This is a genomic window from Curtobacterium sp. SORGH_AS_0776 (assembly GCF_031453355.1).
GTDB lineage: Bacteria > Actinomycetota > Actinomycetes > Actinomycetales > Microbacteriaceae > Curtobacterium.
Genome location: NZ_JAVIYU010000001.1, coordinates 3,486,526 through 3,505,641 on the forward strand (window position 1 = coordinate 3,486,526; position 19,116 = coordinate 3,505,641).

Below are 19,116 nucleotides of genomic sequence, written 5' to 3' on the forward strand. Positions count from 1 at the left end.
GCTCCGAGGAACCGTGGGGTGCCCTGGGTGCTCCTGGGATGATGGCCAGGTGCTCCCCGACCTCGACGACCTCCTCTCCGCCGCCCACGTGGTGGCGCTGCCCATGCGGGTGCGGTTCCGCGGCATCACGGTGCGCGAGGCCCTCGTCCTGCGCGGTCCGGCCGGGTGGACCGAGTTCTCCCCGTTCGTCGAGTACGACGACGCCGAGGCCGCCGCGTGGCTCCGGGCTGCGGTCGACTTCGGCTGGACGACGCACGAGCCCGCCGCGGACAGCGTCCCCGTGAACGCCACCGTGCCGGCGATCGCTCCGGACGGCGTCGCGGACCTCCTCGCGCGGTACCCGGGCTGCACGACCGCCAAGGTCAAGGTCGCCGAACCAGGCACCATCATCGACGACGACGTGGCCCGCGTCGCCGAGGTCCGACGGGTGATGGGACCCTCCGCCGCGGTCCGCGTGGACGCGAACGGACTCTGGAGCGTCGACTCCGCCGCAGAGGCCCTCGAGCGCCTCGCCCCGTTCGACCTGCAGTACGCCGAGCAGCCGTGCCGCACGGTGCCGGAACTCGCCGAGCTCCGGCAGCGGATCGCCGGACTCGGCGTGCCGATCGCCGCGGACGAGAGCGTCCGCAAGGCCTCGGACCCGCTCGCCGTCGCCCGGGCCGGTGCCGCCGACGTCCTCGTCGTGAAGGCGCAGCCCCTCGGCGGCATCACCGCCGCGCGTGCGGTCGTCGCCGACGCCGGGCTCCCCTGCGTCGTGTCGAGTGCGCTCGACACGTCGGTCGGGCTGGGGATGGGGGCGTTCCTCGCGGCCGAGGCGATGTCGCTGGGGTACGCCGCGGGGCTCGGCACCGCGGCGATGTTCACGTCGGACGTGTCGGCGGCACCGCTGCTGCCGGTGGACGGGCGGGTGCCGGTGCGGCGGGTCGAGGTCGACCGGGACCTGCTGGAGCGGAACGCCGCGTCGCCGGAGCGTACCGCGTGGTGGCTCGCGCGGCTCGAGCGGGTGCACGCGCTCCTCGCCGGCTGACCGCCCGCCCGGCCGCGCCGGTCGGCTCGGCCGCCCGGGTCTGCCCGGTCGCACGACCTGCCGCTCACGTTCGCCGAGGTCGCACGTTCGGTCGCTCCGACGCGCGCCGGGCGACGGATTGCGCGACCTCGCGCTCGCGCCTGGGCTCGCACCGGGGCTCGGGCCTCGGACTCGCGCCGACGACGGACGGGAGGCGCGGTGCCAGCTGGCACCGCGCCTCCCGTCCGGTCGTGGTCGCGACCAGGGCCGCATCAGCGACCCGTCCGGATCAGAGTCCGGAGTAGCTGTGCAGGCCCTTGAAGAACACGTTCACGACCGAGAAGTTGAACATCACCGCGGCGAAGCCGATGAGGGCCAGCCACGACGACCGCGCGCCACGCCACCCGCGGGTCGCACGCGCGTGGATGTACCCGGCGTAGACCACCCAGATGATGAAGGTCCAGACCTCCTTCGTGTCCCACCCCCAGTAGCGACCCCAGGCGCGCTCGGCCCAGATCGCACCGGCGATGAGCGTGAAGGTCCAGAGGACGAACCCGACGAGCAGGACGCGGTAGGTGAGGACCTCGAGCCGGTCGGCGTCCGGCAGCGTCTCCATGAAGCGGAGCTTGCCCGAGGCGGTCCGACCCTGGCGGTAGGTCTGCACGAGCTGCGCCACGGCGAGTCCGGCGCCGAGGGCGAAGAAGCCCGTGCCGGCGATGGCGACGAAGACGTGGATGACGAGCCAGTACGACTGCAGCGCGGGCTGCAGCGGCACGACGGGCACCCAGTAGTTCACGGTCGCGATGCCGAGCAGGATGATCGTCAGGCCGGTGATGAAGACGCCGAGGAACTTCAGGTTCTGCCAGAACTGCACGAGCAGGAAGATCAGGGTGATCAGCGCCGTGCCGGTCAGCGAGAACTCGAACATGTTGCCCCACGGCACGCGGTCGGCCGCGATCCCGCGCAGGACGACGGACGCGACGTGCAGCACGAGCGCGAGGATCGTCATCGCCATGCCGACCCGCTCGAACTTCGTCCCGCGGCGCCCGGCTCGTTCGTCGGTGACGGCGACCTGCTCGAGGACGACGGTGCCGCCCTGGACGGTCGCGACGGTCCGCTCCGCGCCGGCGGCGGGCGCCGCAGCGGCGTCGGACGCAGCCGTCACGTCGCCGGCCCGCTTCGCCATGTCGAGGGCGAACGCGATGAACGCGATGACGTAGACCGCCATGGCGGAGTACGTCAGCACGACCGAGTAGGTCGCGAGGTTCGTGGTCATGTCGTTCACTGGGGCATCCTAACTCCGAGGTCCGACGTGTGGCGCTTGGCGATGTCCGCCACGGCCCGTTCGAGGTTCGGGTCCTCGCCGCGTGCGAGGCCCGCGTACTCGAGGTCGTAGCCCGGCTCGGCGTCGGCGCTGCCGTCGCGGCGCGGCACGACCTTCACCCAGACGCGACGGCGCGGGACGAAGAGCGACGTGAGGAGCCCGAGGACGGACAGCACGGCGAAGCCGCCGACCCACAGCTGCGACGGGTCGTGGTGGACGTCGAGCGAGACGTAGCGCTTCACCCCGTCGAACGTGATCGACCCGGCGCCGTCCGGCAGCGTCTTGGTCTGCCCGGGCTTCAGCTCGACACTGGCGGTCTTGGACTGGCGGCCCGCGATCTGCTGCAGCCCGCTGGTGTCGAGCGTGTAGACGCTCTGCGGGACGCCGTCGTCGAGCCCGAGGTCACCCGTGTAGACCTGCAGGGTCAGCAGCGGGTTCTGGTCGTCTGGGTAGGCGCTGGCGTACGCGCCGGTCGAGAGCTTCGACGCGGTCGGGTAGAAGAACCCGACCATGCCGAGCTGGTCCGGCAGCGCGTCCGGCACCTTGATGACGCCGGTCGACGTGTAGTTCGCGTCCTCGGGGAGGAACGGCACGGTGTCCTGGAACGCCACGTTGCCGTCGCCGTCGCGCACGGTGACGTCCATCGCGTAACCGTTGCCGAGGAGGTAGACGTTGGTGCCGCCGACGCTCACCGGGTCGTTGACGCCGAGGCGGCTCGTCTGCTTGGAGCCGCCCTTCTCCTGCGTCGTCACCGTCGCCGAGTAGTCGAGCGCCTGGCCGAGGGCGTCGAGGTTGCGCTCCTCGTACTTGGTGACGAACTTGTCGAGCGTGAAGTTGTAGCCCTTGAGATCGCTCTGCTGGAACCAGCGGCCGGGGTTGAACGAGTCGTACGAGCCGAGCACGTTCGAGAACGTCTGGCCCTCGACGAGGAGCCGCTGGCCGGTGTACCCGAACCCGCCGCCGACACCGACCGCGAGCAGCACACCCACGAGCGCCGCGTGGAACACCAGGTTGCCGGTCTCGCGCAGGTAGCCGCGCTCGGCGCTCACCGAGTCGCCGAAGCGTTCGACGCGGTAGCCGGAGCGCTTGAGGATCGCCATCGCGCGGGTGACGGCGTGCTCCGGCGTGACGCCCTCGCCGTCGACGGCGATCGAGCGGTAGCCGGCCAGACGGCTCAGGCGGACCGGGGTCTTCGGGGGTCGGGTGCGCAGCGCCTGCCAGTGGTGCTTCGTGCGCGGGACGATGCAGCCTATCAGGGAGACGAAGAGCAGCAGGTAGATCGCCGAGAACCACACCGACGTGTAGGTGTCGAAGACCTGCAGCTTGTCGAGGACCGGGAAGAGCTGCGGGTGGTCGGCCTTGTACTGGACGACGCCGTTCGGGTCGGCCGTGCGCTGCGGGACCAGGGACCCCGGGATCGCCGCGAGCGCCAGCAGCATGAGGAGGAACAGCGCCGTGCGCATGCTCGTGAGCTGCCGCCAGAAGAAGCGGAGGTACCCGACGGCCCCGAGCTTCGGCTGGTTGACGCCGGAGTCGCCCGACCCGCCTGCAGCCGTCTCCGGGCCGGATCCGTCGACGTGGTCCGACGGTCGCTGCGGGTCCGCCGAGGTGTCGGTGGAGTCGATGTCGGGGTCAGACTGCGGGGACAAAGGTCTGGATCACCGCCCCGACGCTCGACATGACGGCCGACCAGATGCCGGTGACCATGAGCAGACCGATGACGATCAGGATCGCTCCTCCGATGATGTTGACGATGCGCATGTGGCGCTTCACGGCGCGGATCGCGCCCGTGGCCCAGCCGGCGCCGAGCGCGACGAGGACGAACGGGATGCCGAGGCCGAGGCAGTACGCGACACCGAGCCACATGCCCTGCCATGCGCTGCCGGACTGGACGCTGAGCAGGTTGATCGCCGCGAGGGTCGGGCCGAGGCAGGGCGTCCAGCCGAGCCCGAACACGATGCCCAGCAGGGGCGCGCCGACCAGGCCGGTCGCGGGCGTCCACCCGGGCTTGATCGTGCGCTGCAGGAAGGTGAAGCGGCCGACGAAGACGAGACCCATCGCGATGACGACGACGCCGAGGATCTGCGTGATGAGGTCGCGCCACCGGACGAGCCAGAACCCGAGCGCACCGAAGACCGTCGTGTACGCCACGAACACCGCGGTGAAGCCGAGGATGAACAGCAGCACCCCGAGCACCACGCGACCGCGGCGCTGTCCGCCCTCGGCGACGCCGCCGACGTAGCCGAGGTAGCCCGGCACGAGGGGCAGCACGCACGGGGACAGGAACGACACGAGCCCGGCGAGTGCCGCGACGGGGAGCGCCACGGCCATCTGCCCGCTGAGGATCGCGTCGGCGAAGGGGTTGCTGGACACGGGTCAGGAAGCCTTGCCCGACAACTCGTCGGAGACGAGCGTGTTCAGGATGCCCGGGCCGTCGACCGCACCGAGGACGCGGGCGGCGACGCGGCCCTGCTTGTCGAGCACGATCGTGGCGGGCACGGCGTTCGGGGCGATCTGCCCGGAGAGCGCGAGCTGCATCGCGCCGGTCTTCTGGTCGAGCACCGTCGGGTAGTCGACCTTGAAGGTGCGCTCGAATGCCTCGGCCGTGGCCTGCTCGTCACGGACGTTGACGCCGATGAACTGGACGTCGTCGTCGGCGAACTGGTCGTGGACCTTGTTGAGGTACTTCGCCTCGGCACGGCACGGCGGGCAGCCGGCGTACCAGAAGTTGAGGACGACGACCTTGCCCGTGAGCTCCTTCGACGACAGGGGCTCGCCGTCGATGTCCTTCGCCTCGAAGTCGACCGCGTCGGTGCGCTTGTCGGCGGCGACCTCGGTCACGGCGCCGTCACCGGAGATGTAGTTCTGGGTCGTGCCGCTGCCGTACTGCTTCGACAGTGAGTCGTTGTCGGACGAGCACCCCGTCAGGACGAGGGCGGCGGTCACCGCCGTCGCCGCGAGCACCGCGAACCGCTTGCTCCTGCTGGTGATCACACTGCTCCTTCGTCGATGGCGGTCGCGCGCAGGGCCTGCGCCGGGTCCGCGTACCCGACTTCGGTGAACCGACCGGACGAGGTGGCGGGTACACGCTCGACGGTGGTGATGCTGGAGAGGTCGCAGCGTCGCTTGCGCGGGTCGTGCCAGAGCTGTTCGCCGGCGAGACGGCGGTGCACCATCCAGATCGGCAGCTGGTGGCTGACGAGGACGACGTCACCGTCGTCGACGCTCTCCCACGCGGTGGCTATGGCTGCGAGCATCCGGTTCGCGATGGACTCGTACGCCTCGCCCCAGCTCGGCCGGAACGGGTTCGCGATCCAGGGCCACTCAGCCGGGCGTCCGAGCGAACGCTTGGTGAAGCCCGGGGGCTGTCCCTCGTACCGGTTGGTGGGCTCGATGAGCCGCTCGTCGAGGGCGACGTCGAGCCCGAAGGCCTCGGACCAGGGCGCGGCGGACTCCTGCGTGCGCTGCAACGGCGAGGCCACGATCCGTCGGACGTCGACGCCGGCGTCCTTCCACGCGGTCGCGGAGGCGAGGGCCATCTGCTTGCCGAGGTCGCTCAACCCGAAGCCGGGGAGCCGCCCGTAGAGGACACGGTCCGGGTTGTGCACCTCGCCGTGACGGACGAGGTGGATTCGGGACGCGGGCATGGGTTCCAGTGTAGGTCGCTCAGGGGTTCCCACCGCCCGCACAGGGGATTCACCGGATGCGGAACCACTCAGCCCAGTTCGCCGGAGAGCCGCCCGTGGAGCGCCGTGGACCCGGTGTTGAGGTGCACCACCTCGACCGTCGACCCGTGCTTGGCGAATCGCTGCTCGACCCCGTCGAGGGCCGCGACCGTGCTGGCGTCGAACACGTGCGCGTCGGACATGTCGATGACGACGTGCTCGGGGTCCTCGGCGTAGGAGAAGCGGGTGACGAGGTCGTTCGACGAGGCGAAGAACAGCGCCCCGCGGACCCGGTAGCGGACCGTGTGCTCGTCGACGACCTCACGCGCGACGGTCACCACGTGGGCGGCTCGGCGGGCGAAGACGAGCGCGGCGACGACCACCCCGACGAGCACGCCGGTCGCGAGGTTGTCCGTGGCGACGACGACCACGACGGTGATCACCATCACCGCCGTCTCCCCCAGGGGCATCCGCCGGAGCGTGCGGGGTCGGATGCTGTGCCAGTCGAAGGTGGCGACGCAGACCATGATCATCACGGCGGTGAGTGCAGCCATCGGGATCTCGGCCACGAGGTCGTGCAGGACGATCGTCAGCACGAGCACCGACGCTCCGGCGGCGAACGTGGAGATGCGCGTCCGGGCCCCGGCCGTCTTCACGTTGATGACGGTCTGGCCGATCATCGCGCAGCCGCCGGTGCCGCCGAAGAAGGCCGACGCGACGTTCGCGATGCCCTGGCCCCACGACTCACGCCACTTGCTCGAACCGGTCTCGGTGATCGAGTCGACGAGCTGCGCGGTGAGGAGCGTCTCGATGAGCCCGACGATCGCGACCCCGAACGCGTACGGCGCGATGAGCTGCAGCGTGTCCAGCGAGAACGGCGTGGTGATGCCGCTGAACCCGGGCAGCGCGCTCGGCAGCGCGCCCTCGTCGCCGACCGTTGGCACGGCGACGCCGAACAGGATCGTGATCGCGGTGATCACGACGACGGCGACGAGCGGTGCCGGGACCGCCTTCGTGACGAACGGGAACCCGATGATGACGGCGACGCCGAGTGCCGTCAGCGCCCAGACCACCGCCGGCACGTCCGGACCGAACAGGTTCGGCAGCTGCGCGGTGAAGATCAGGATGGCGAGGGCGTTCACGAACGCGACGTTCACGCTGCGCGGGATGAACCGCATCAGCCGGGCGACCCCGAGGAAGCCGAGCACGATCTGGATGAGGCCGCCGAGGACGATCGTCGGGACGAGGTACGCGATCCCGTGGTCGCGCACGAGCGGGGCGATCACGAGCGCCACGGACCCGGCAGCGGCGGAGATCATCGCCGGACGGCCGCCCACGATCGAGATCACGACGGCGATGACGACGCTCGAGAAGAGCCCCACCGCCGGGTCGACCCCGGCGACGACCGAGAAGGAGATCGCCTCGGGGATGAGGGCGAGCGCGGTGACGATCCCGGCGAGGACCTCGCGCGTGAGGAGGCGGGGCGAACGCAGGGCGCTGAGGACGCTCGGAGCGGTGGGAGCGTGGGTGGTCACGGACATCGCCCTGAACTCTACCCTCACGTGAGGGTAGAGTCGTCCCCGTGAGCACCACGATGCACATCGGCGAACTGGCCGACCGCGCCGGGATGTCCCTCCGCACGATCCGGCACTACGACGAGGTCGGGCTGCTCGTGCCGAGCGGACGGACGACCGGCGGGTTCCGGGTCTACACGGAACAGGACCTCGAACGGCTGCTCGTGATCCGGCGGATGAAGCCGCTCGGGTTCACGCTGGACGAGATGGCCGAGCTGCTCCGGGTCGTCGACGGTCTGGCCGCGAAGGACCCCGGGGACGCGCCAGCGCTGGCCGCACGGCTCGACGAGTTCCTCGTGGACGCGCGGGCGCGGCACGCGAAGCTCATCGAGCGGGCGGGCATGGCCGAGGAGTTCATCGGGACGCTCGGCAGCCTGCGCGCTTCACTCCCGTGAGGGCTCCCCCGCCCCAGGCGGCCGGGCCGCGAGCCCCTCGACCCCTGCCGTCGTGCGGGGCCTCCCTCCAGCTCGCGACCCGGCCACGTCAGGAACGCTACGGAGACATCGGACCCGACCCGCGCCTCCGGGCCCATCCTGTGGACGATGCCGGACGCCAGCCGACCTGTGGAGGAACGAACGCACCCGACGACGGCGCCCGAGGCGCAACCGGTAGACTCGACCACCGTGATCGAACGCACCCGCATCGCCGACCTCGCCGCACGCCCCGACGGCCCCGTCTCCGTCGCCGGATGGGTGGAGACCGTCCGAGACCAGAAGAAGGTGCAGTTCGTCGTCCTCCGTGACGAGTCCGGCGCCGCACAGCTCGTCAACCCCGCCACGCGCGAAGCGGTCGAGGGCGACGACGCCTCCGCCGCCGCACTCGCGACGACCGAGGCGATCTCCGGCCTCGCGCACGGCACCTTCGTGCACGTGCAGGGCACCCTGAAGCACGACGAGCGCGTCAAGCTCGGCGGGCTCGAGGTCAAGGTCGGCGACCTGACCGTCATCAGCGCCGCCATCCCGGAGACCCCGATCGCGGACGACTCCTCGCTCGACAAGCGCCTCGACTGGCGCTTCCTCGACCTGCGCAACCGCAAGCAGAACCTCATCTTCCGCATCCAGACGACGATGGAGCACGCGTTCCGCACGTACTGGGTCGAGCGTGACTACATCGAGATCCACACCCCGAAGCTGATGGCCTCGGCGTCCGAGTCGCGTGCCGAGCTCTTCCAGCTCGAGTACTTCGAGACGACGGCGTACCTCGCGCAGTCGCCCCAGAACTTCAAGCAGATGGCGCAGCCGGCCGGCTTCGGCGCGGTCTTCGAGATCGCCGACGCCTTCCGTGCGGACCCGTCGTTCACGAGCCGCCACGCGACCGAGTTCACGAGCGTCGACGCCGAGATCTCGTGGGTCGAGTCGCATGAGGACGTCATGGCCATGCACGAGGAGCTCCTCGTCGCCGGCTTCACCGCCGTCAAGGAGAAGTACGGCGCCGAGATCGAAGCGGTCTTCGGCTTCGAGTTCGTCGTCCCGACCGCACCCTTCCCGCGCGTGACCCTGGCCGAGGCCCGGAAGATCGTCGCCGACAGCGGCTACGAGGTCGTCCGCGCCGACGGTGACCTCGACCCCGAGGGCGAGCGCCGCGTGAGCGCCTGGGCGAAGGAGACGCATGGTTCGGAGTTCGTCTTCGTCACCGACTACGACGCGTCGATCCGCCCCTACTACCACATGCGTCACGCCGACGACCCGACGCTCACGAACAGCTACGACCTGCTGTTCAACGGCGCCGAGATCTCGACCGGTGCACAGCGCGAGCACCGTGTCGACACCCTGACGGCACAGGCCGTCGAGAAGGGCCTCGACCCCGAGGAGCTCGGCTGGTACCTCGACTTCTTCCGCTACGGCGTGCCGCCGCACGGCGGGTTCGGCATGGGCCTGGCGCGCGTGCTCATGCTCGCGCTGCACGAGCCATCGATCCGCGAGGTCACGTACCTGTTCCGCGGCCCGACGCGCCTCACCCCGTAGTCACCCGCTGCACGGAGAACGGCCCCTGTCCGAGGACGGGGGCCGTTCTGCGTGCGCCGGAGCGGGCCAGGAGGCGCGGCTCAGCTCTCCCAGTCGATGGCCGCCCGCCCCGTGACCAGGCCGCGGATCTCCGCCGCCGCGGCCTGGTGCTGCGGGTGCACCTGGTACTCGTCGAGGCCGGCGAGGTCGTCGAAGGTCGCCACGACGGCGACGTCCTGGTTCTTCCCCGGGTAGGCGACGTTCTCGACGACCTGCAGGGAACGGATCGAGCCGACGGTGCCGATCAGCCCGACGAGGAGCTCGCGGATCCGCTCGACGGACTGAGCGCGGTCGAGGTCCTCGCGCAGGGTCCAGGAGACGACGTGGTGGATCATGCGCGGGCCTCGGCCTTCTCGAGGGCACGGTGGAGCCGGTCGGCGTCGACGTGCCAGTTGCTGTGGACACGCCCGTCGACCAGGACGACCGGGATGTCCTCCGCGTACTCCAGGCGGAGGGCGTCGTCGTCGAGGATGGACAGCTCCTGCAGGGTCGTCCCCGGGTGTTCGGCCACAACACGTTCGACGACCGGTCGGGCGTCGTCGCAGAGGTGGCAGCCGGGTTTGGTCAGCAGGGTCACGGCGGGCATGGGACCACCATATCCGCCCCCGGAAACGCGAAAGCCCCGGCGAACCGGGGCATGACGCTGCAGGCTCGGGGCCTACTTCTTGTTGCGACGCTGGTGGCGCGTCTTGCGAAGCAGCTTGCGGTGCTTCTTCTTCGCCATGCGCTTGCGACGCTTCTTGATGACAGAACCCATACGGACCTCACTCGGACTGATGTTGTGTGGACACCGGGCCAACGAGACCGCGGAAAAACAACCCCGCCGAGTCTAGCGGAGGCCTGACGCGATGTCGAACGGGCCGGTTCGGACCCGCCTAGCCGACGTCGGCGATGCCACCGCGCAGGACGTCCGCGACGGCGGACTCCGGGACGCGGAAGGACCGGCCGAAGCGGATGGCGGGGAGTTCCCCCGCGTGGACCATGCGGTAGACGGTCATCTTGGAGACGCGCATCATCTCGGCGACCTCAGCGACGGTGAGGAAGCGCACGTCGTCGAAACTGCCGGTCATGGTCCGCCTTCGGGAATCGGTGTGACCTGTGTGGTCACTGGCAACTGTAGGGGCGGGTGCGACCCGGTGTCCAGGTCCCGTTCAGTCCTCGTCGCCCCGACGCGTGAAGCGCTTCCGGCTGCGGTCGACGACCCGTTCCCAGCCCTGCTGCGCGCCGGACAGCGCCGCGGTCGCGCGGTAGGACGCCTCGGCCATCACGCGGCCGAGCTCGGTGCCGACCTCGACCGTGGCCTTGCCCGCCGTGCCGGAGCGTCGGACCGAGACCGGTTGCCCGTCGAGCGTCCACGCCGTCGTGGCCGGGGTGCCGTCGGCGTCCACCGCGCCGGTGAACGGGAGGACCCACTCCTCGATGCCGACGAGTGGCTCCGGGTCGAGGCGGTAGTAGCGGTGCTGCCCCTCTTCGCGGCTCGTCACGAGGCCGATGTCGCGGAGCACGCGCAGGTGCTTCGACACGGTCGGCTGGCTGACGCCGAGGCGTTCCACGAGCTGGCCGACGCTGAGCTCGCCGCCGGTGACGTCCGAGCCGTACGCGGACAGGAGCGTCCCGAGCAGCTCACGCCTGGTGGGGTCCGCCACGACGCTGAAGATGTCGGCCATGGGGCAAGGCTAGCCGGGGCGTCACGGATGTACCATGACGAACAGTCCCGCCCATGTCCACGGAGGCATACGATGCTCGACCGACACGAGCCGCCGTCCCGCTCGGCGGGAGCGCTCCGTCGACGGCCGTCCCGTCTCGGCACCGCCCTCCGCTCGTCGCCGTCCCGCTTGGCGATCGTCGTCTTCGTGGCGCTGATCTTCGTCTTCACGAGCCTGTTCATGACGCCGTGGGCCGCGGCGGACGGACGCTCGACGCACTTCGCGGACGCCCTCTTCACCGCGGCGTCGGTGGTCTGCGTCACCGGGCTCGCCACCGTGGACATGGCGACGCACTGGTCGGTGTTCGGCAAGACCCTCGTGGTGATCGGCACGCAGATCGGGGCCGTGGGCGTCCTGACGTTCGCCTCGATCCTCGGCCTCTTCGTCACCCGGAAGCTCGGACTCCGCGCGAAGCTCATGGCGGCCGGCGACTCGAACCCCCTGCGGACCCACCACGGCGCCGTGCCCGAGGGCCAGGCCGTCCGTCTCGGCGAGGTCGGCACCCTGCTCGCGACGGTCGCGGTGAGCACCCTGTCGATCGAGATCGTCCTCGGGCTCCTCCTGTTGCCGTCCGTGCTCATCGCCGGGATGCCCTTCTGGACGGCGGTCGGGGACTCCTTCTACTACGCGGCGATGGCGTTCACGAACACCGGCTTCGCGCCGAACGCCAGCGGACTCACCCCGTTCGCGCACGACTACTGGTTCCTCTCGCTGCTCATGGTCGGCGTGGTCGCGGGCTCGATCGGCTTCCCGGTGATCCGTGCCCTGACGAAGCAGCTCCGCACGCCGCGCCGCTGGCCGATCCACGTCAAGCTCACGCTCGCGACGAGCGCGGTCCTGCTCGTCGGCGGCGCGGCCGTGTACATCGCGCTCGAGGCATCGAACCCGACCACCTTCGGCGAGGAGGGCGCTGGTCGCACGGCGTTCCAGGCCCTCTTCCTCTCCACGATGACCCGGTCCGGCGGCTTCTCCCTCGTCGACTTCGACCAGCTGAACGGGTCGAGCCTGCTCGTCACGGACATGCTCATGTTCATCGGCGGCGGCTCGGCCTCGACCGCCGGCGGCATCAAGGTCACGACGCTCGCGGTCCTGTTCCTCGCCGCCGTCGCCGAGGCCCGCGGGCGCCAGAGCATGGAGGCGTTCGGCCGGCGCATCCCGAGCGACGTCCTGCGCGTGGCCGTGGCGGTCGTGCTCTGGGGCGCCACCATCGTGGCCGTCGCGACCGTCGTGCTCCTGCAGATCACCCACGAGTCCCTCGACCGCGTGCTGTTCGAGGTCATCTCGGCGTTCGCGACGTGCGGGCTGTCCTCCGGGGTGTCCGCGAACCTGCCCGAGTCCGGCAAGTACGTGCTCGCGGCGACGATGTTCCTGGGCCGTGTCGGTACAGTGACCATCGCCGCTGCACTGGCCGCCAGCCAGAGCCGGCAACTGTTCCGCCGTCCCGAGGAGAGGCCGATCGTTGGCTGACCGCAACCGTCCGCACCCGCTCGGCGCCGTCAGCCACGATGCTCCGGTGCTCGTCATCGGCCTCGGACGGTTCGGTGCCGCCACCGCCGGGCAGCTCGAGCGGCAGGACCGCGAGGTCCTCGTCGTCGACACGGACGCCGGCCTCGTGCAGAAGTGGTCGGACCGCGTCACGCACGCGGTGCAGGCGGACGCGACCGACATCGACGCCCTGCGGCAGATCGGTGCGCAGGACTTCCCGATCGCCGTCGTCGGGACCGGCAGCGACCTCGAGTCCAGCGTGCTCATCACCGCGAACCTCGTCGACCTCGGCATCCCGCAGATCTGGGCGAAGGCGATCAGCCGGTCGCACGGCACGATCCTGTCCCGCATCGGCGCGAACCACGTCGTCTACCCCGAGCGCGAGGCCGGCGAGCGCACCGCACACCTGGTGTCCGGCCGGATGCTCGACTTCATCGAGTTCGACGACGACTTCGCCGTGGTCAAGATGTTCCCGCCGGCGTCGGTCCGCGGCAAGGACCTGGCGACCACGGTGATCCGCACGCGCTTCGGCCTGACCGTGCTCGGCATCAAGACCCCCGGCGAGGCCTTCGTCCCGGCGACGCCGGAGAGCGTGATCGGCCAGAACGACGTCATCATCGTCTCGGGGACCGAGAGCGCGCTGGAACGGTTCGCCGCCCTGGAGTGAAGACGGGACGGACAGGAGGCGCGGGGCGGGCCCGCACCGTCCCTCCAGTCCGTCAGCCGGTCACGTCGCGGACGCGACGCCGTCCCGGAGTGCGCGGAAGAGCCGTTCCAGCCCGGCGCGGTGCGCCGTGACGACGGTGTCCTCGTCATCCCCCGCGAGGACGGCACGTGCCGTCCCGACGAAGACCGTGGCGTAGCCGGCGACGAAGAGCGCCGCCAGGAGTCGGTCGCCGACGGCGTCTCCGAGCGCGCGCTGCGCCCCCGCCACGAGCTCGAGCGCGCGCGACTGCAGGGCGGACGAGTCGGCGATCGTCCGGAAGAACGCGTGCGCGCCGGGCGCCAGCCCGGAGACCGGCGCGCGCTCGTCGACCAGGCGCAGTGCGAGCGCCTCGAGCGCGTCGAGCGCCTCGTCACGCGGAACGTTGTCGACGGCTGCGACGAACAGCGCGACCGTCTCGGCGGAGCGGTCGAGGAACAGGTCCTCCTTGCGCGGGAAGTGCTTGAAGACCGTGACGCTCGAGACCCCGGCGGCCTTCGCGACCTGCGCGACGGTGACGCCGTCGAAGCCGTGCTCGGCGAACATCCCGGACGCGGTCTCGGCGATCCGCGCACGGGTCTCCGGCCCGCCGCGGGGCGCGCTCCTGGGCATGCGGACTCCTCGTTGATTGACTCACTCAGTTTACTGACTTAACCTAAACGCATGAACGCCGTCCGGTCCCCCCACTCTCCCCGATCCCTGCGCGGATCGCGTGTCGCCCTCGCCGGGCTCGCCGCGGTCTTCCTGTTCGAGATGCTCGACAACTCCGTCCTGAACGTCGCGCTCCCCACGATCGGTCGTGAGCTGCGGGTCGGCGCGACCGGGCTGCAGTGGGTCACGACGGCGTACTCGGTGGTGTTCGGCGGGCTCATGCTCGCCGCGGGTGCCGTCGCGGACCGGTACGGCCGACGCCGGGTGATGCTCGTGGGACTCGTGCTCCTCGGGCTGGCGAGCCTCGCGACCGCGTTCGTCACCACCGCCGACCAGCTGATCGCCGTCCGGGTCGCCACCGGGATCGCGGCGGCGATGACGACGCCCGGGTCGATGGCCCTCGCGTTCCGGCTCTTCGACGACGACGAGCGGCGGGTCCGGGCGATCACGGTGATCTCCACCGTCGGGCTCGTCGGGCTGGCGGTGGGACCGACGGTGGGCGGACTCGTCCTCGCCGTCGCGCCCTGGCAGGTGCTCCTGCTCGTCAACGTCCCGATCGCCGCACTCGCGTTCGTGGGGATCCGCGTCGGCGTCGCCGCGGACGACCCAGCGGGGCTGCACCGGGCTCCCGTGGACTGGACCGGAGCGGGACTGGGGACCGTGACGATCGTCCTCGCCCTCGTCGCGCCGACGCGGTTCGCCGACGGTGGGCTCGACGACTGGACGGCATGGGGGGCCGCCGCGGGCGCGATCGGCGGCGGCGTCTGGTTCGCCGTGCGACAGCGCCGCGTCGAGCATCCGCTGCTCGACCTCGCGCTCGTCGCCCGGCCGCTGGTCTCGAGCGGCCTCGCGTACAAGGCGGCCACGGGCCTCGCGGTCGCGGGCCTCGGCTACCTGGTGACGCTGCACCTGCAGCTCGCCTGGGGGTGGCCGCCGGCCCTCGCCGCGATCGGCATGCTCCCGCAGGTCGCCGTGCTCGTGGCCGGGAGCGGGTTCGTCGGACCCTTCGTCCGGCGCGTCGGACTCGGGCACGCCGCGTGGTCGAGCGCGGCCGCCGTGGTCGTCGGGCTCGCGGTGTACACGCTGCTCGGGCCGCTCGGCTACGGGTGGATCGCCCTGGCGCTCGTGCTCGTCGCCGCGGGCATGCGGGTCGTGGGGGTGGTCGCCGGCACGAACGTCCTGCGCGGGCTGCCGGAGGACCGCACGACGATCGGCGCCGCCCTCGTGGACACCTCGTCCGAGGTGGCCTCGGCCGTCGGGGTGGCGATCGCCGGCACGGTGCTCGGTGCCGTGTTCACCGGGTCACTCACCGCGACGCCGTGGACCCACGCCCAGGGGGTGGCGTTCGACCACGCGGTGACGATCGGTGGGTCGGTGCTCACCGTGCTCGCCGGGGTGCTCGTCGTCTGGGCGATGGTCCGGGCCGGACGTGCCGGGACGACCGCTAGCCCTTCGCCAGTTCCTCGGCGCGGGCGATCGCCGCGCGGGACGCCCGCTCGAACGTCCCCGCGAGATCGGCGTCCTGCAGCACCGCGACGGCACGCTCGGTGGTCCCCTTCGGACTCGTGACGGCCCTCCGCAGGTCGGCGGGCTCCTTGCCGGAGGCGGCGAGCAGTTCGACGGCACCGCGGAGCGTCCCCTGCACCATCGCCTCGGCCTGGTCGTGGGAGAACCCGAGCGACTCGGCGGCCTGCTGCCACTGCTCCACGAGGAGGAAGACGTAGGCGGGCCCGGAGCCCGAGACGGCGGAGAGCGCGTCGAGCTGGGACTCCGGCACCTCGATCACGACACCGGACGCGTCGAACACGGAGGACGCGAGCGCGACGGCGTCGGCGTCCGCGGAGGCTCCGGCGCTGATCCCGGTCACCCCGTGCCCGACGCCGATCGGCGTGTTCGGGAGCGCCCGGACGACCCGGACACCGGCCGGCACCTTCGCCTCCATGCTCGCGGTCGTCGTCCCCACGGCGACGCTCACGACGACGGTCCCCGGCTCGAGGTCCGCCGAGACCTCGTCGAGCAGGTCACCGATCGCGTAGGGCTTCACCCCGAGCACGACGAGCGACGCGCCGCGCACTGCTGCCCGGTTCGCGTCGGGGTCGGTGTCGGTGGCGGTGGCGTCCAGGCCACGCTCCCGGTGCGCCGCGGCGGACTGCTCCGACTTCGTCGTCAGGGTCACGGTGGCCCGGTCGAGACCGGCGGCGAGCAGGCCGTCGAGGACCGCGCCGGACATGGAGCCGACGCCGAGCAGGGCGGTGCGGGGCAGTTCGATCGTCATGCCCCAGACCCTACCGAGCGCCCTCGCCTAGGATCGTCCAACAGATCGGGAGAAGGGGACAGCTGTGAGCGCTTCTGGAGGCACGAGGGCGATCCTCGCCGCACTCGGTGCGAACGTCGGGATCGCGATCGTGAAGTTCATCGCCGCGGCGATCAGCGGTTCCGCGTCGATGCTGGCCGAGGGCGTCCACTCGCTCGCCGACTCCGCCAACCAGCTCCTCCTGCTCCTCGGCGGCCGTCGGGCCCGGCGTGCCGCCGACGAGGAGCACCCGTTCGGCTACGGTCGTGAGCGCTACGTGTACGCGTTCGTCGTGTCGATCATCCTCTTCTCGGTCGGCGGGGTGTTCTCCCTCTACGAGGGCATCGAGAAGCTCACCCACCCGCACCCGCTCGAGAACTGGTGGCTGCCGCTCGTGGTGCTCGTCATCGCGATCGGGCTCGAGGGCTTCTCCCTCCGCACCGCACTGAAGGAAGCACGACCGCAGAAGGGCCGGCAGAGCTGGGTGCAGTTCGTCCGCCGCGCCAAGGCCCCGGAGCTCCCCGTCGTGATGCTCGAGGACACCGCGGCGCTGCTCGGCCTCGTCTTCGCCCTGTTCGGCGTCGGCCTCACCGCGATCACGGGCAACGGCGTGTTCGACGCGATCGGCACGATCTGCATCGCCGCGCTGCTCATCGCCGTGGCGGTCGTGCTCGGCATCGAGACGAAGAGCCTCCTCGTCGGCGAGGGTGCCACCGCGGCCGACGTCGAGCGCATCAAGCACGCGGTGCTCGACGGGCCCGAGGTCGACTCGATCATCCACATCAAGACCCTGTACCTCGGCCCCGACGAGCTCATGGTCGGCGTGAAGGTCGCGGTGGACGGCGACCGACGGCTCGGCGACGTCGCTGCGGGCATCGACACGGTCGAGCACCGGGTGCGGCAGGCGGTGCCGATCGCACGCGTCATCTACGTCGAACCCGACGTGCTCCGGACGGGCCCCCGACCGCCGACCGAGGCGATCGTGATCCGCGCCGCAGACTGAGCCGCAGACTCAGGGGAACCTTGCTGGCGAGCGCCGTTGCCGGTCATCCACGATGGTCACATGTCGGCGCTCTTCAGCATCCTGCTCGTCCTCCACTTCCTCGGTCTCGCTGCCGTCATCGGCGCCTTCCTGGTGCAGGTCCGCCGCAAGGGCGGCTTCCAGACCTCCTGGCCGATCACCGGCCTCGTCGTGCAGCTCGTCACGGGCCTCGGGATGATGGGGATCATCGACGCGACGCAGGACGGCGGCGCGAACCACGTCAAGCTCGGCGTGAAGCTCGTCATCGCGGCGGTCGCACTCGTGCTGGCGCTCGTCGCGCGGGCGCGTCAGAAGCGAGCGGACGCCGGCACCGCGACGGCGAAGGCCGCCCTGCCGTTCTTCCACTCGGCCGGGGCGCTCGCGATCGTCAACGTGTTCGTCGCGGTCCTCTGGAAGTGACGCCCACCGGTCAGCGACGCTCGGCGAAGAACGCGTCGAGCAGCGCGGCGCACTCCCCCTCGAGCACCCCGCCGATCACCTCGGACCGGTGCGGCAGCCGGCGGTCCCGCGCGACGTCGTAGACGCTCCCGCTCGCGCCGGCCTTCGGTTCCCACGCGCCGAACACGATCCGCGGCACCCGGGCCGCCATGACCGCACCGGCGCACATCGGGCACGGCTCGAGCGTCACCACCAGGGTGTGCTCCTCGAGGTGCCAGTCGCCGATCGCCGCCGCGGCCGCCCGGAGCGCGAGGACCTCGGCGTGCGCCGTGGGGTCCTGTCGCGCCTCGCGCTCGTTCCGTCCCACGGCGACGACCGCGCCGTCCCGGTCGAGGACGACCGCCCCCACCGGGACGTCCCCGGTCGCGAGGCACGCGCGGGCCTCGTCGAGCGCGCGTTCCATCGCGGGGACGAACGGGCGGGCGGCGGGTGCTTCCACGGAACCTCCTGGCGGTCGGCAGCACGGTAGGCTCGACCCTATGCGAGTCCACGTCGCCGACCACCCGCTCATCACCCACAAGCTCTCGGTGCTCCGCGACCGTACGACGCCGTCCCCCACGTTCCGCGCCCTCACCGAGGAGCTCGTCACGCTCCTCGCGTACGAGGCCACGCGCAACGTCCGGGTCACCGCGACGCCGATCGACACCCCGGTGGCACACACCATGGGCGTCTCGATCGCGAAGCCGCGCCCGCTCGTCGTGCCGATCCTGCGTGCCGGGCTCGGCATGCTCGAGGGCATGGTCAAGCTCGTCCCCACGGCCGAGGTCGGCTTCCTCGGCATGGCGCGCAACGAGGAGACCCTCGAGCCGCAGACCTACGCCGAGCGCCTGCCCGACGACCTCTCCGGCCGGCAGTGCTTCGTCCTCGACCCGATGCTCGCCACGGGCGGCACCCTCGCGGCCGCGATCGACTTCCTGTTCGACCGCGGTGCGGAAGAGGTCACGTGCGTCTGCATCCTCGGCGCGCCCGAGGGGCTCGCCGCGGTCGAGGCCGCCGTGGGCGACCGCAACGTCTCGATCGTGCTCGGTGCGCTCGACGAGAAGCTCGACGAGAACGGCTACATCGTTCCAGGCCTCGGCGACGCGGGCGACCGCCTCTACGGTCTCGCCGAGTAGACACGACCACGTTCCGACAGGAGGCGCGGTGCCGGCTGGCACCGCGCCTCCTGTCCGTCTGCTGTCCGGTCCACGGCACCGTCCGTGCGGACGGTTGACACGACGTTGGTA

The 19,116-nt window shown here is 71.2% G+C and carries 22 protein-coding genes and 1 pseudogene; 9 read left to right on the top strand and 14 right to left on the bottom strand.

The window, feature by feature from the left end; all coding sequences use genetic code 11:
- Positions 1-49 precede the first annotated feature (49 nt).
- Positions 50-1,027: an o-succinylbenzoate synthase gene (locus tag QE359_RS16945; RefSeq protein WP_309780039.1), complete on the top strand. Its 978-nt coding sequence runs from the start codon at positions 50-52 to the stop codon at positions 1,025-1,027.
- Between the two features lie 268 nt (positions 1,028-1,295).
- Here QE359_RS16945 and ccsB read toward each other — a convergent pair whose 3' ends face one another.
- From ccsB to QE359_RS16975, 6 genes are all read right to left on the bottom strand, one after another.
- Positions 1,296-2,282 (bottom strand): c-type cytochrome biogenesis protein CcsB, encoded by a 987-nt coding sequence (gene ccsB / locus QE359_RS16950; RefSeq protein ID WP_309780458.1) that lies wholly within the window; start codon positions 2,280-2,282, stop codon positions 1,296-1,298.
- 5 nt (positions 2,283-2,287) lie between these two features.
- On the bottom strand, positions 2,288-3,979 hold the full coding sequence (locus QE359_RS16955; protein WP_309780040.1) for a cytochrome c biogenesis protein ResB: 1,692 nt from the start codon (positions 3,977-3,979) through the stop codon (positions 2,288-2,290).
- On the bottom strand, positions 3,963-4,661 hold the full coding sequence (locus tag QE359_RS16960) for a cytochrome c biogenesis CcdA family protein (protein WP_070419481.1): 699 nt from the start codon (positions 4,659-4,661) through the stop codon (positions 3,963-3,965). The genes QE359_RS16955 and QE359_RS16960 overlap by 17 nt, the downstream gene beginning before the upstream one ends.
- 45 nt (positions 4,662-4,706) lie before the next feature.
- Positions 4,707-5,324: a TlpA disulfide reductase family protein gene (locus QE359_RS16965; RefSeq protein ID WP_309780041.1), complete on the bottom strand. Its 618-nt coding sequence runs from the start codon at positions 5,322-5,324 to the stop codon at positions 4,707-4,709.
- Positions 5,321-5,977, bottom strand: coding sequence for a histidine phosphatase family protein (locus QE359_RS16970; RefSeq protein ID WP_071296702.1), 657 nt, complete (start codon positions 5,975-5,977; stop codon positions 5,321-5,323). The genes QE359_RS16965 and QE359_RS16970 overlap by 4 nt, the downstream gene beginning before the upstream one ends.
- A 68-nt stretch (positions 5,978-6,045) precedes the next feature.
- Complete coding sequence (locus tag QE359_RS16975; protein ID WP_309780042.1) at positions 6,046-7,536, bottom strand: SulP family inorganic anion transporter; 1,491 nt, start codon at positions 7,534-7,536, stop codon at positions 6,046-6,048.
- A 53-nt stretch (positions 7,537-7,589) separates the two neighbouring features.
- On the opposite strand from QE359_RS16975, the gene QE359_RS16980 reads away from it, so the two are divergent.
- Positions 7,590-7,964: a MerR family transcriptional regulator gene (locus tag QE359_RS16980; RefSeq protein ID WP_261647099.1), complete on the top strand. Its 375-nt coding sequence runs from the start codon at positions 7,590-7,592 to the stop codon at positions 7,962-7,964.
- A gap of 228 nt (positions 7,965-8,192) precedes the next feature.
- A complete protein-coding gene (gene aspS, locus QE359_RS16985) occupies positions 8,193-9,533 on the top strand; it encodes an aspartate--tRNA(Asn) ligase (protein ID WP_309780043.1) in 1,341 nt (446 codons plus the stop codon).
- Between the two features lie 80 nt (positions 9,534-9,613).
- Here the strand turns inward: aspS and QE359_RS16990 are convergent, their stop codons facing one another.
- From QE359_RS16990 to QE359_RS17010, 5 genes are all read right to left on the bottom strand, one after another.
- Positions 9,614-9,907 carry a Dabb family protein gene (locus QE359_RS16990; protein ID WP_229086360.1) on the bottom strand — a complete coding sequence of 98 codons (294 nt, stop codon included), beginning with the start codon at positions 9,905-9,907 and terminating at the stop codon, positions 9,614-9,616.
- Complete coding sequence (locus QE359_RS16995; protein ID WP_071296698.1) at positions 9,904-10,158, bottom strand: glutaredoxin family protein; 255 nt, start codon at positions 10,156-10,158, stop codon at positions 9,904-9,906. Before QE359_RS16995 ends, QE359_RS16990 begins: the two co-directional genes overlap by 4 nt.
- 72 nt (positions 10,159-10,230) lie before the next feature.
- Positions 10,231-10,329, bottom strand: a complete 99-nt coding sequence (locus QE359_RS17000) for a 30S ribosomal protein bS22 (RefSeq protein ID WP_003792170.1) — start codon at positions 10,327-10,329, stop codon at positions 10,231-10,233.
- Positions 10,330-10,447: 118 nt separating this feature from the next.
- Positions 10,448-10,642 (bottom strand): helix-turn-helix domain-containing protein, encoded by a 195-nt coding sequence (locus QE359_RS17005; protein WP_022902482.1) that lies wholly within the window; start codon positions 10,640-10,642, stop codon positions 10,448-10,450.
- Between the two features lie 81 nt (positions 10,643-10,723).
- Complete coding sequence (locus QE359_RS17010) at positions 10,724-11,239, bottom strand: helix-turn-helix transcriptional regulator (RefSeq protein ID WP_070418353.1); 516 nt, start codon at positions 11,237-11,239, stop codon at positions 10,724-10,726.
- A 72-nt stretch (positions 11,240-11,311) separates the two neighbouring features.
- Here QE359_RS17010 and QE359_RS17015 point away from each other — a divergent pair, with 72 nt between their 5' ends.
- Positions 11,312-12,745 (top strand): potassium transporter TrkG, encoded by a 1,434-nt coding sequence (locus QE359_RS17015; protein WP_309780045.1) that lies wholly within the window; start codon positions 11,312-11,314, stop codon positions 12,743-12,745.
- A complete protein-coding gene (locus QE359_RS17020; RefSeq protein WP_175473676.1) occupies positions 12,738-13,430 on the top strand; it encodes a TrkA family potassium uptake protein in 693 nt (230 codons plus the stop codon). The genes QE359_RS17015 and QE359_RS17020 overlap by 8 nt, the downstream gene beginning before the upstream one ends.
- A 60-nt stretch (positions 13,431-13,490) precedes the next feature.
- Here the strand turns inward: QE359_RS17020 and QE359_RS17025 are convergent, their stop codons facing one another.
- Positions 13,491-14,078: a TetR/AcrR family transcriptional regulator gene (locus tag QE359_RS17025; RefSeq protein WP_309780046.1), complete on the bottom strand. Its 588-nt coding sequence runs from the start codon at positions 14,076-14,078 to the stop codon at positions 13,491-13,493.
- Positions 14,079-14,129: 51 nt separating this feature from the next.
- Here QE359_RS17025 and QE359_RS17030 point away from each other — a divergent pair.
- Positions 14,130-15,542: pseudogene (locus QE359_RS17030) on the top strand (MFS transporter); the annotation flags it as partial.
- A gap of 19 nt (positions 15,543-15,561) precedes the next feature.
- Here QE359_RS17030 and proC read toward each other — a convergent pair.
- The gene (proC, locus tag QE359_RS17035) at positions 15,562-16,392 is read right to left on the bottom strand and encodes a pyrroline-5-carboxylate reductase (RefSeq protein WP_070418349.1); all 831 of its coding nucleotides are present in this window, start codon (positions 16,390-16,392) and stop codon (positions 15,562-15,564) included.
- Positions 16,393-16,456: 64 nt separating this feature from the next.
- On the opposite strand from proC, the gene QE359_RS17040 reads away from it, so the two are divergent.
- Together QE359_RS17040 and QE359_RS17045 are read left to right on the top strand one after the other, a co-directional pair.
- Complete coding sequence (locus QE359_RS17040; RefSeq protein ID WP_309780047.1) at positions 16,457-17,413, top strand: cation diffusion facilitator family transporter; 957 nt, start codon at positions 16,457-16,459, stop codon at positions 17,411-17,413.
- A 60-nt stretch (positions 17,414-17,473) separates the two neighbouring features.
- Complete coding sequence (locus tag QE359_RS17045) at positions 17,474-17,851, top strand: hypothetical protein (protein WP_071296693.1); 378 nt, start codon at positions 17,474-17,476, stop codon at positions 17,849-17,851.
- A gap of 10 nt (positions 17,852-17,861) precedes the next feature.
- Here QE359_RS17045 and QE359_RS17050 read toward each other — a convergent pair whose 3' ends face one another.
- Positions 17,862-18,293, bottom strand: a complete 432-nt coding sequence (locus tag QE359_RS17050; protein WP_309780459.1) for a nucleoside deaminase — start codon at positions 18,291-18,293, stop codon at positions 17,862-17,864.
- Positions 18,294-18,369: 76 nt separating this feature from the next.
- Here QE359_RS17050 and upp point away from each other — a divergent pair, with 76 nt between their 5' ends.
- Positions 18,370-19,005: a uracil phosphoribosyltransferase gene (gene upp / locus QE359_RS17055; protein ID WP_070418346.1), complete on the top strand. Its 636-nt coding sequence runs from the start codon at positions 18,370-18,372 to the stop codon at positions 19,003-19,005.
- Positions 19,006-19,116: the final 111 nt, after the last annotated feature.

What these genes read in the sequence shown, in the direction of transcription:
- ccsB (WP_309780458.1), bottom strand. Translation starts at nt 2,282, where the DNA reads ATGACCACGAACCTCGCGACCTACTCGGTCGTGCTGACGTACTCCGCC.
- QE359_RS16960 (WP_070419481.1), bottom strand. Translation starts at nt 4,661, where the DNA reads ATGGCCGTGGCGCTCCCCGTCGCGGCACTCGCCGGGCTCGTGTCGTTC.
- QE359_RS16970 (WP_071296702.1), bottom strand. Translation starts at nt 5,977, where the DNA reads ATGCCCGCGTCCCGAATCCACCTCGTCCGTCACGGCGAGGTGCACAAC.
- QE359_RS16975 (WP_309780042.1), bottom strand. Translation starts at nt 7,536, where the DNA reads ATGTCCGTGACCACCCACGCTCCCACCGCTCCGAGCGTCCTCAGCGCC.
- QE359_RS16980 (WP_261647099.1), top strand. Translation starts at nt 7,590, where the DNA reads ATGCACATCGGCGAACTGGCCGACCGCGCCGGGATGTCCCTCCGCACG.
- QE359_RS16990 (WP_229086360.1), bottom strand. Translation starts at nt 9,907, where the DNA reads ATGATCCACCACGTCGTCTCCTGGACCCTGCGCGAGGACCTCGACCGC.
- QE359_RS16995 (WP_071296698.1), bottom strand. Translation starts at nt 10,158, where the DNA reads ATGCCCGCCGTGACCCTGCTGACCAAACCCGGCTGCCACCTCTGCGAC.
- QE359_RS17000 (WP_003792170.1), bottom strand. Translation starts at nt 10,329, where the DNA reads ATGGGTTCTGTCATCAAGAAGCGTCGCAAGCGCATGGCGAAGAAGAAG.
- QE359_RS17005 (WP_022902482.1), bottom strand. Translation starts at nt 10,642, where the DNA reads ATGACCGGCAGTTTCGACGACGTGCGCTTCCTCACCGTCGCTGAGGTC.
- QE359_RS17010 (WP_070418353.1), bottom strand. Translation starts at nt 11,239, where the DNA reads ATGGCCGACATCTTCAGCGTCGTGGCGGACCCCACCAGGCGTGAGCTG.
- QE359_RS17015 (WP_309780045.1), top strand. Translation starts at nt 11,312, where the DNA reads ATGCTCGACCGACACGAGCCGCCGTCCCGCTCGGCGGGAGCGCTCCGT.
- QE359_RS17025 (WP_309780046.1), bottom strand. Translation starts at nt 14,078, where the DNA reads ATGCCCAGGAGCGCGCCCCGCGGCGGGCCGGAGACCCGTGCGCGGATC.
- proC (WP_070418349.1), bottom strand. Translation starts at nt 16,392, where the DNA reads ATGACGATCGAACTGCCCCGCACCGCCCTGCTCGGCGTCGGCTCCATG.
- QE359_RS17045 (WP_071296693.1), top strand. Translation starts at nt 17,474, where the DNA reads ATGTCGGCGCTCTTCAGCATCCTGCTCGTCCTCCACTTCCTCGGTCTC.
- QE359_RS17050 (WP_309780459.1), bottom strand. Translation starts at nt 18,293, where the DNA reads ATGGAACGCGCGCTCGACGAGGCCCGCGCGTGCCTCGCGACCGGGGAC.
- upp (WP_070418346.1), top strand. Translation starts at nt 18,370, where the DNA reads ATGCGAGTCCACGTCGCCGACCACCCGCTCATCACCCACAAGCTCTCG.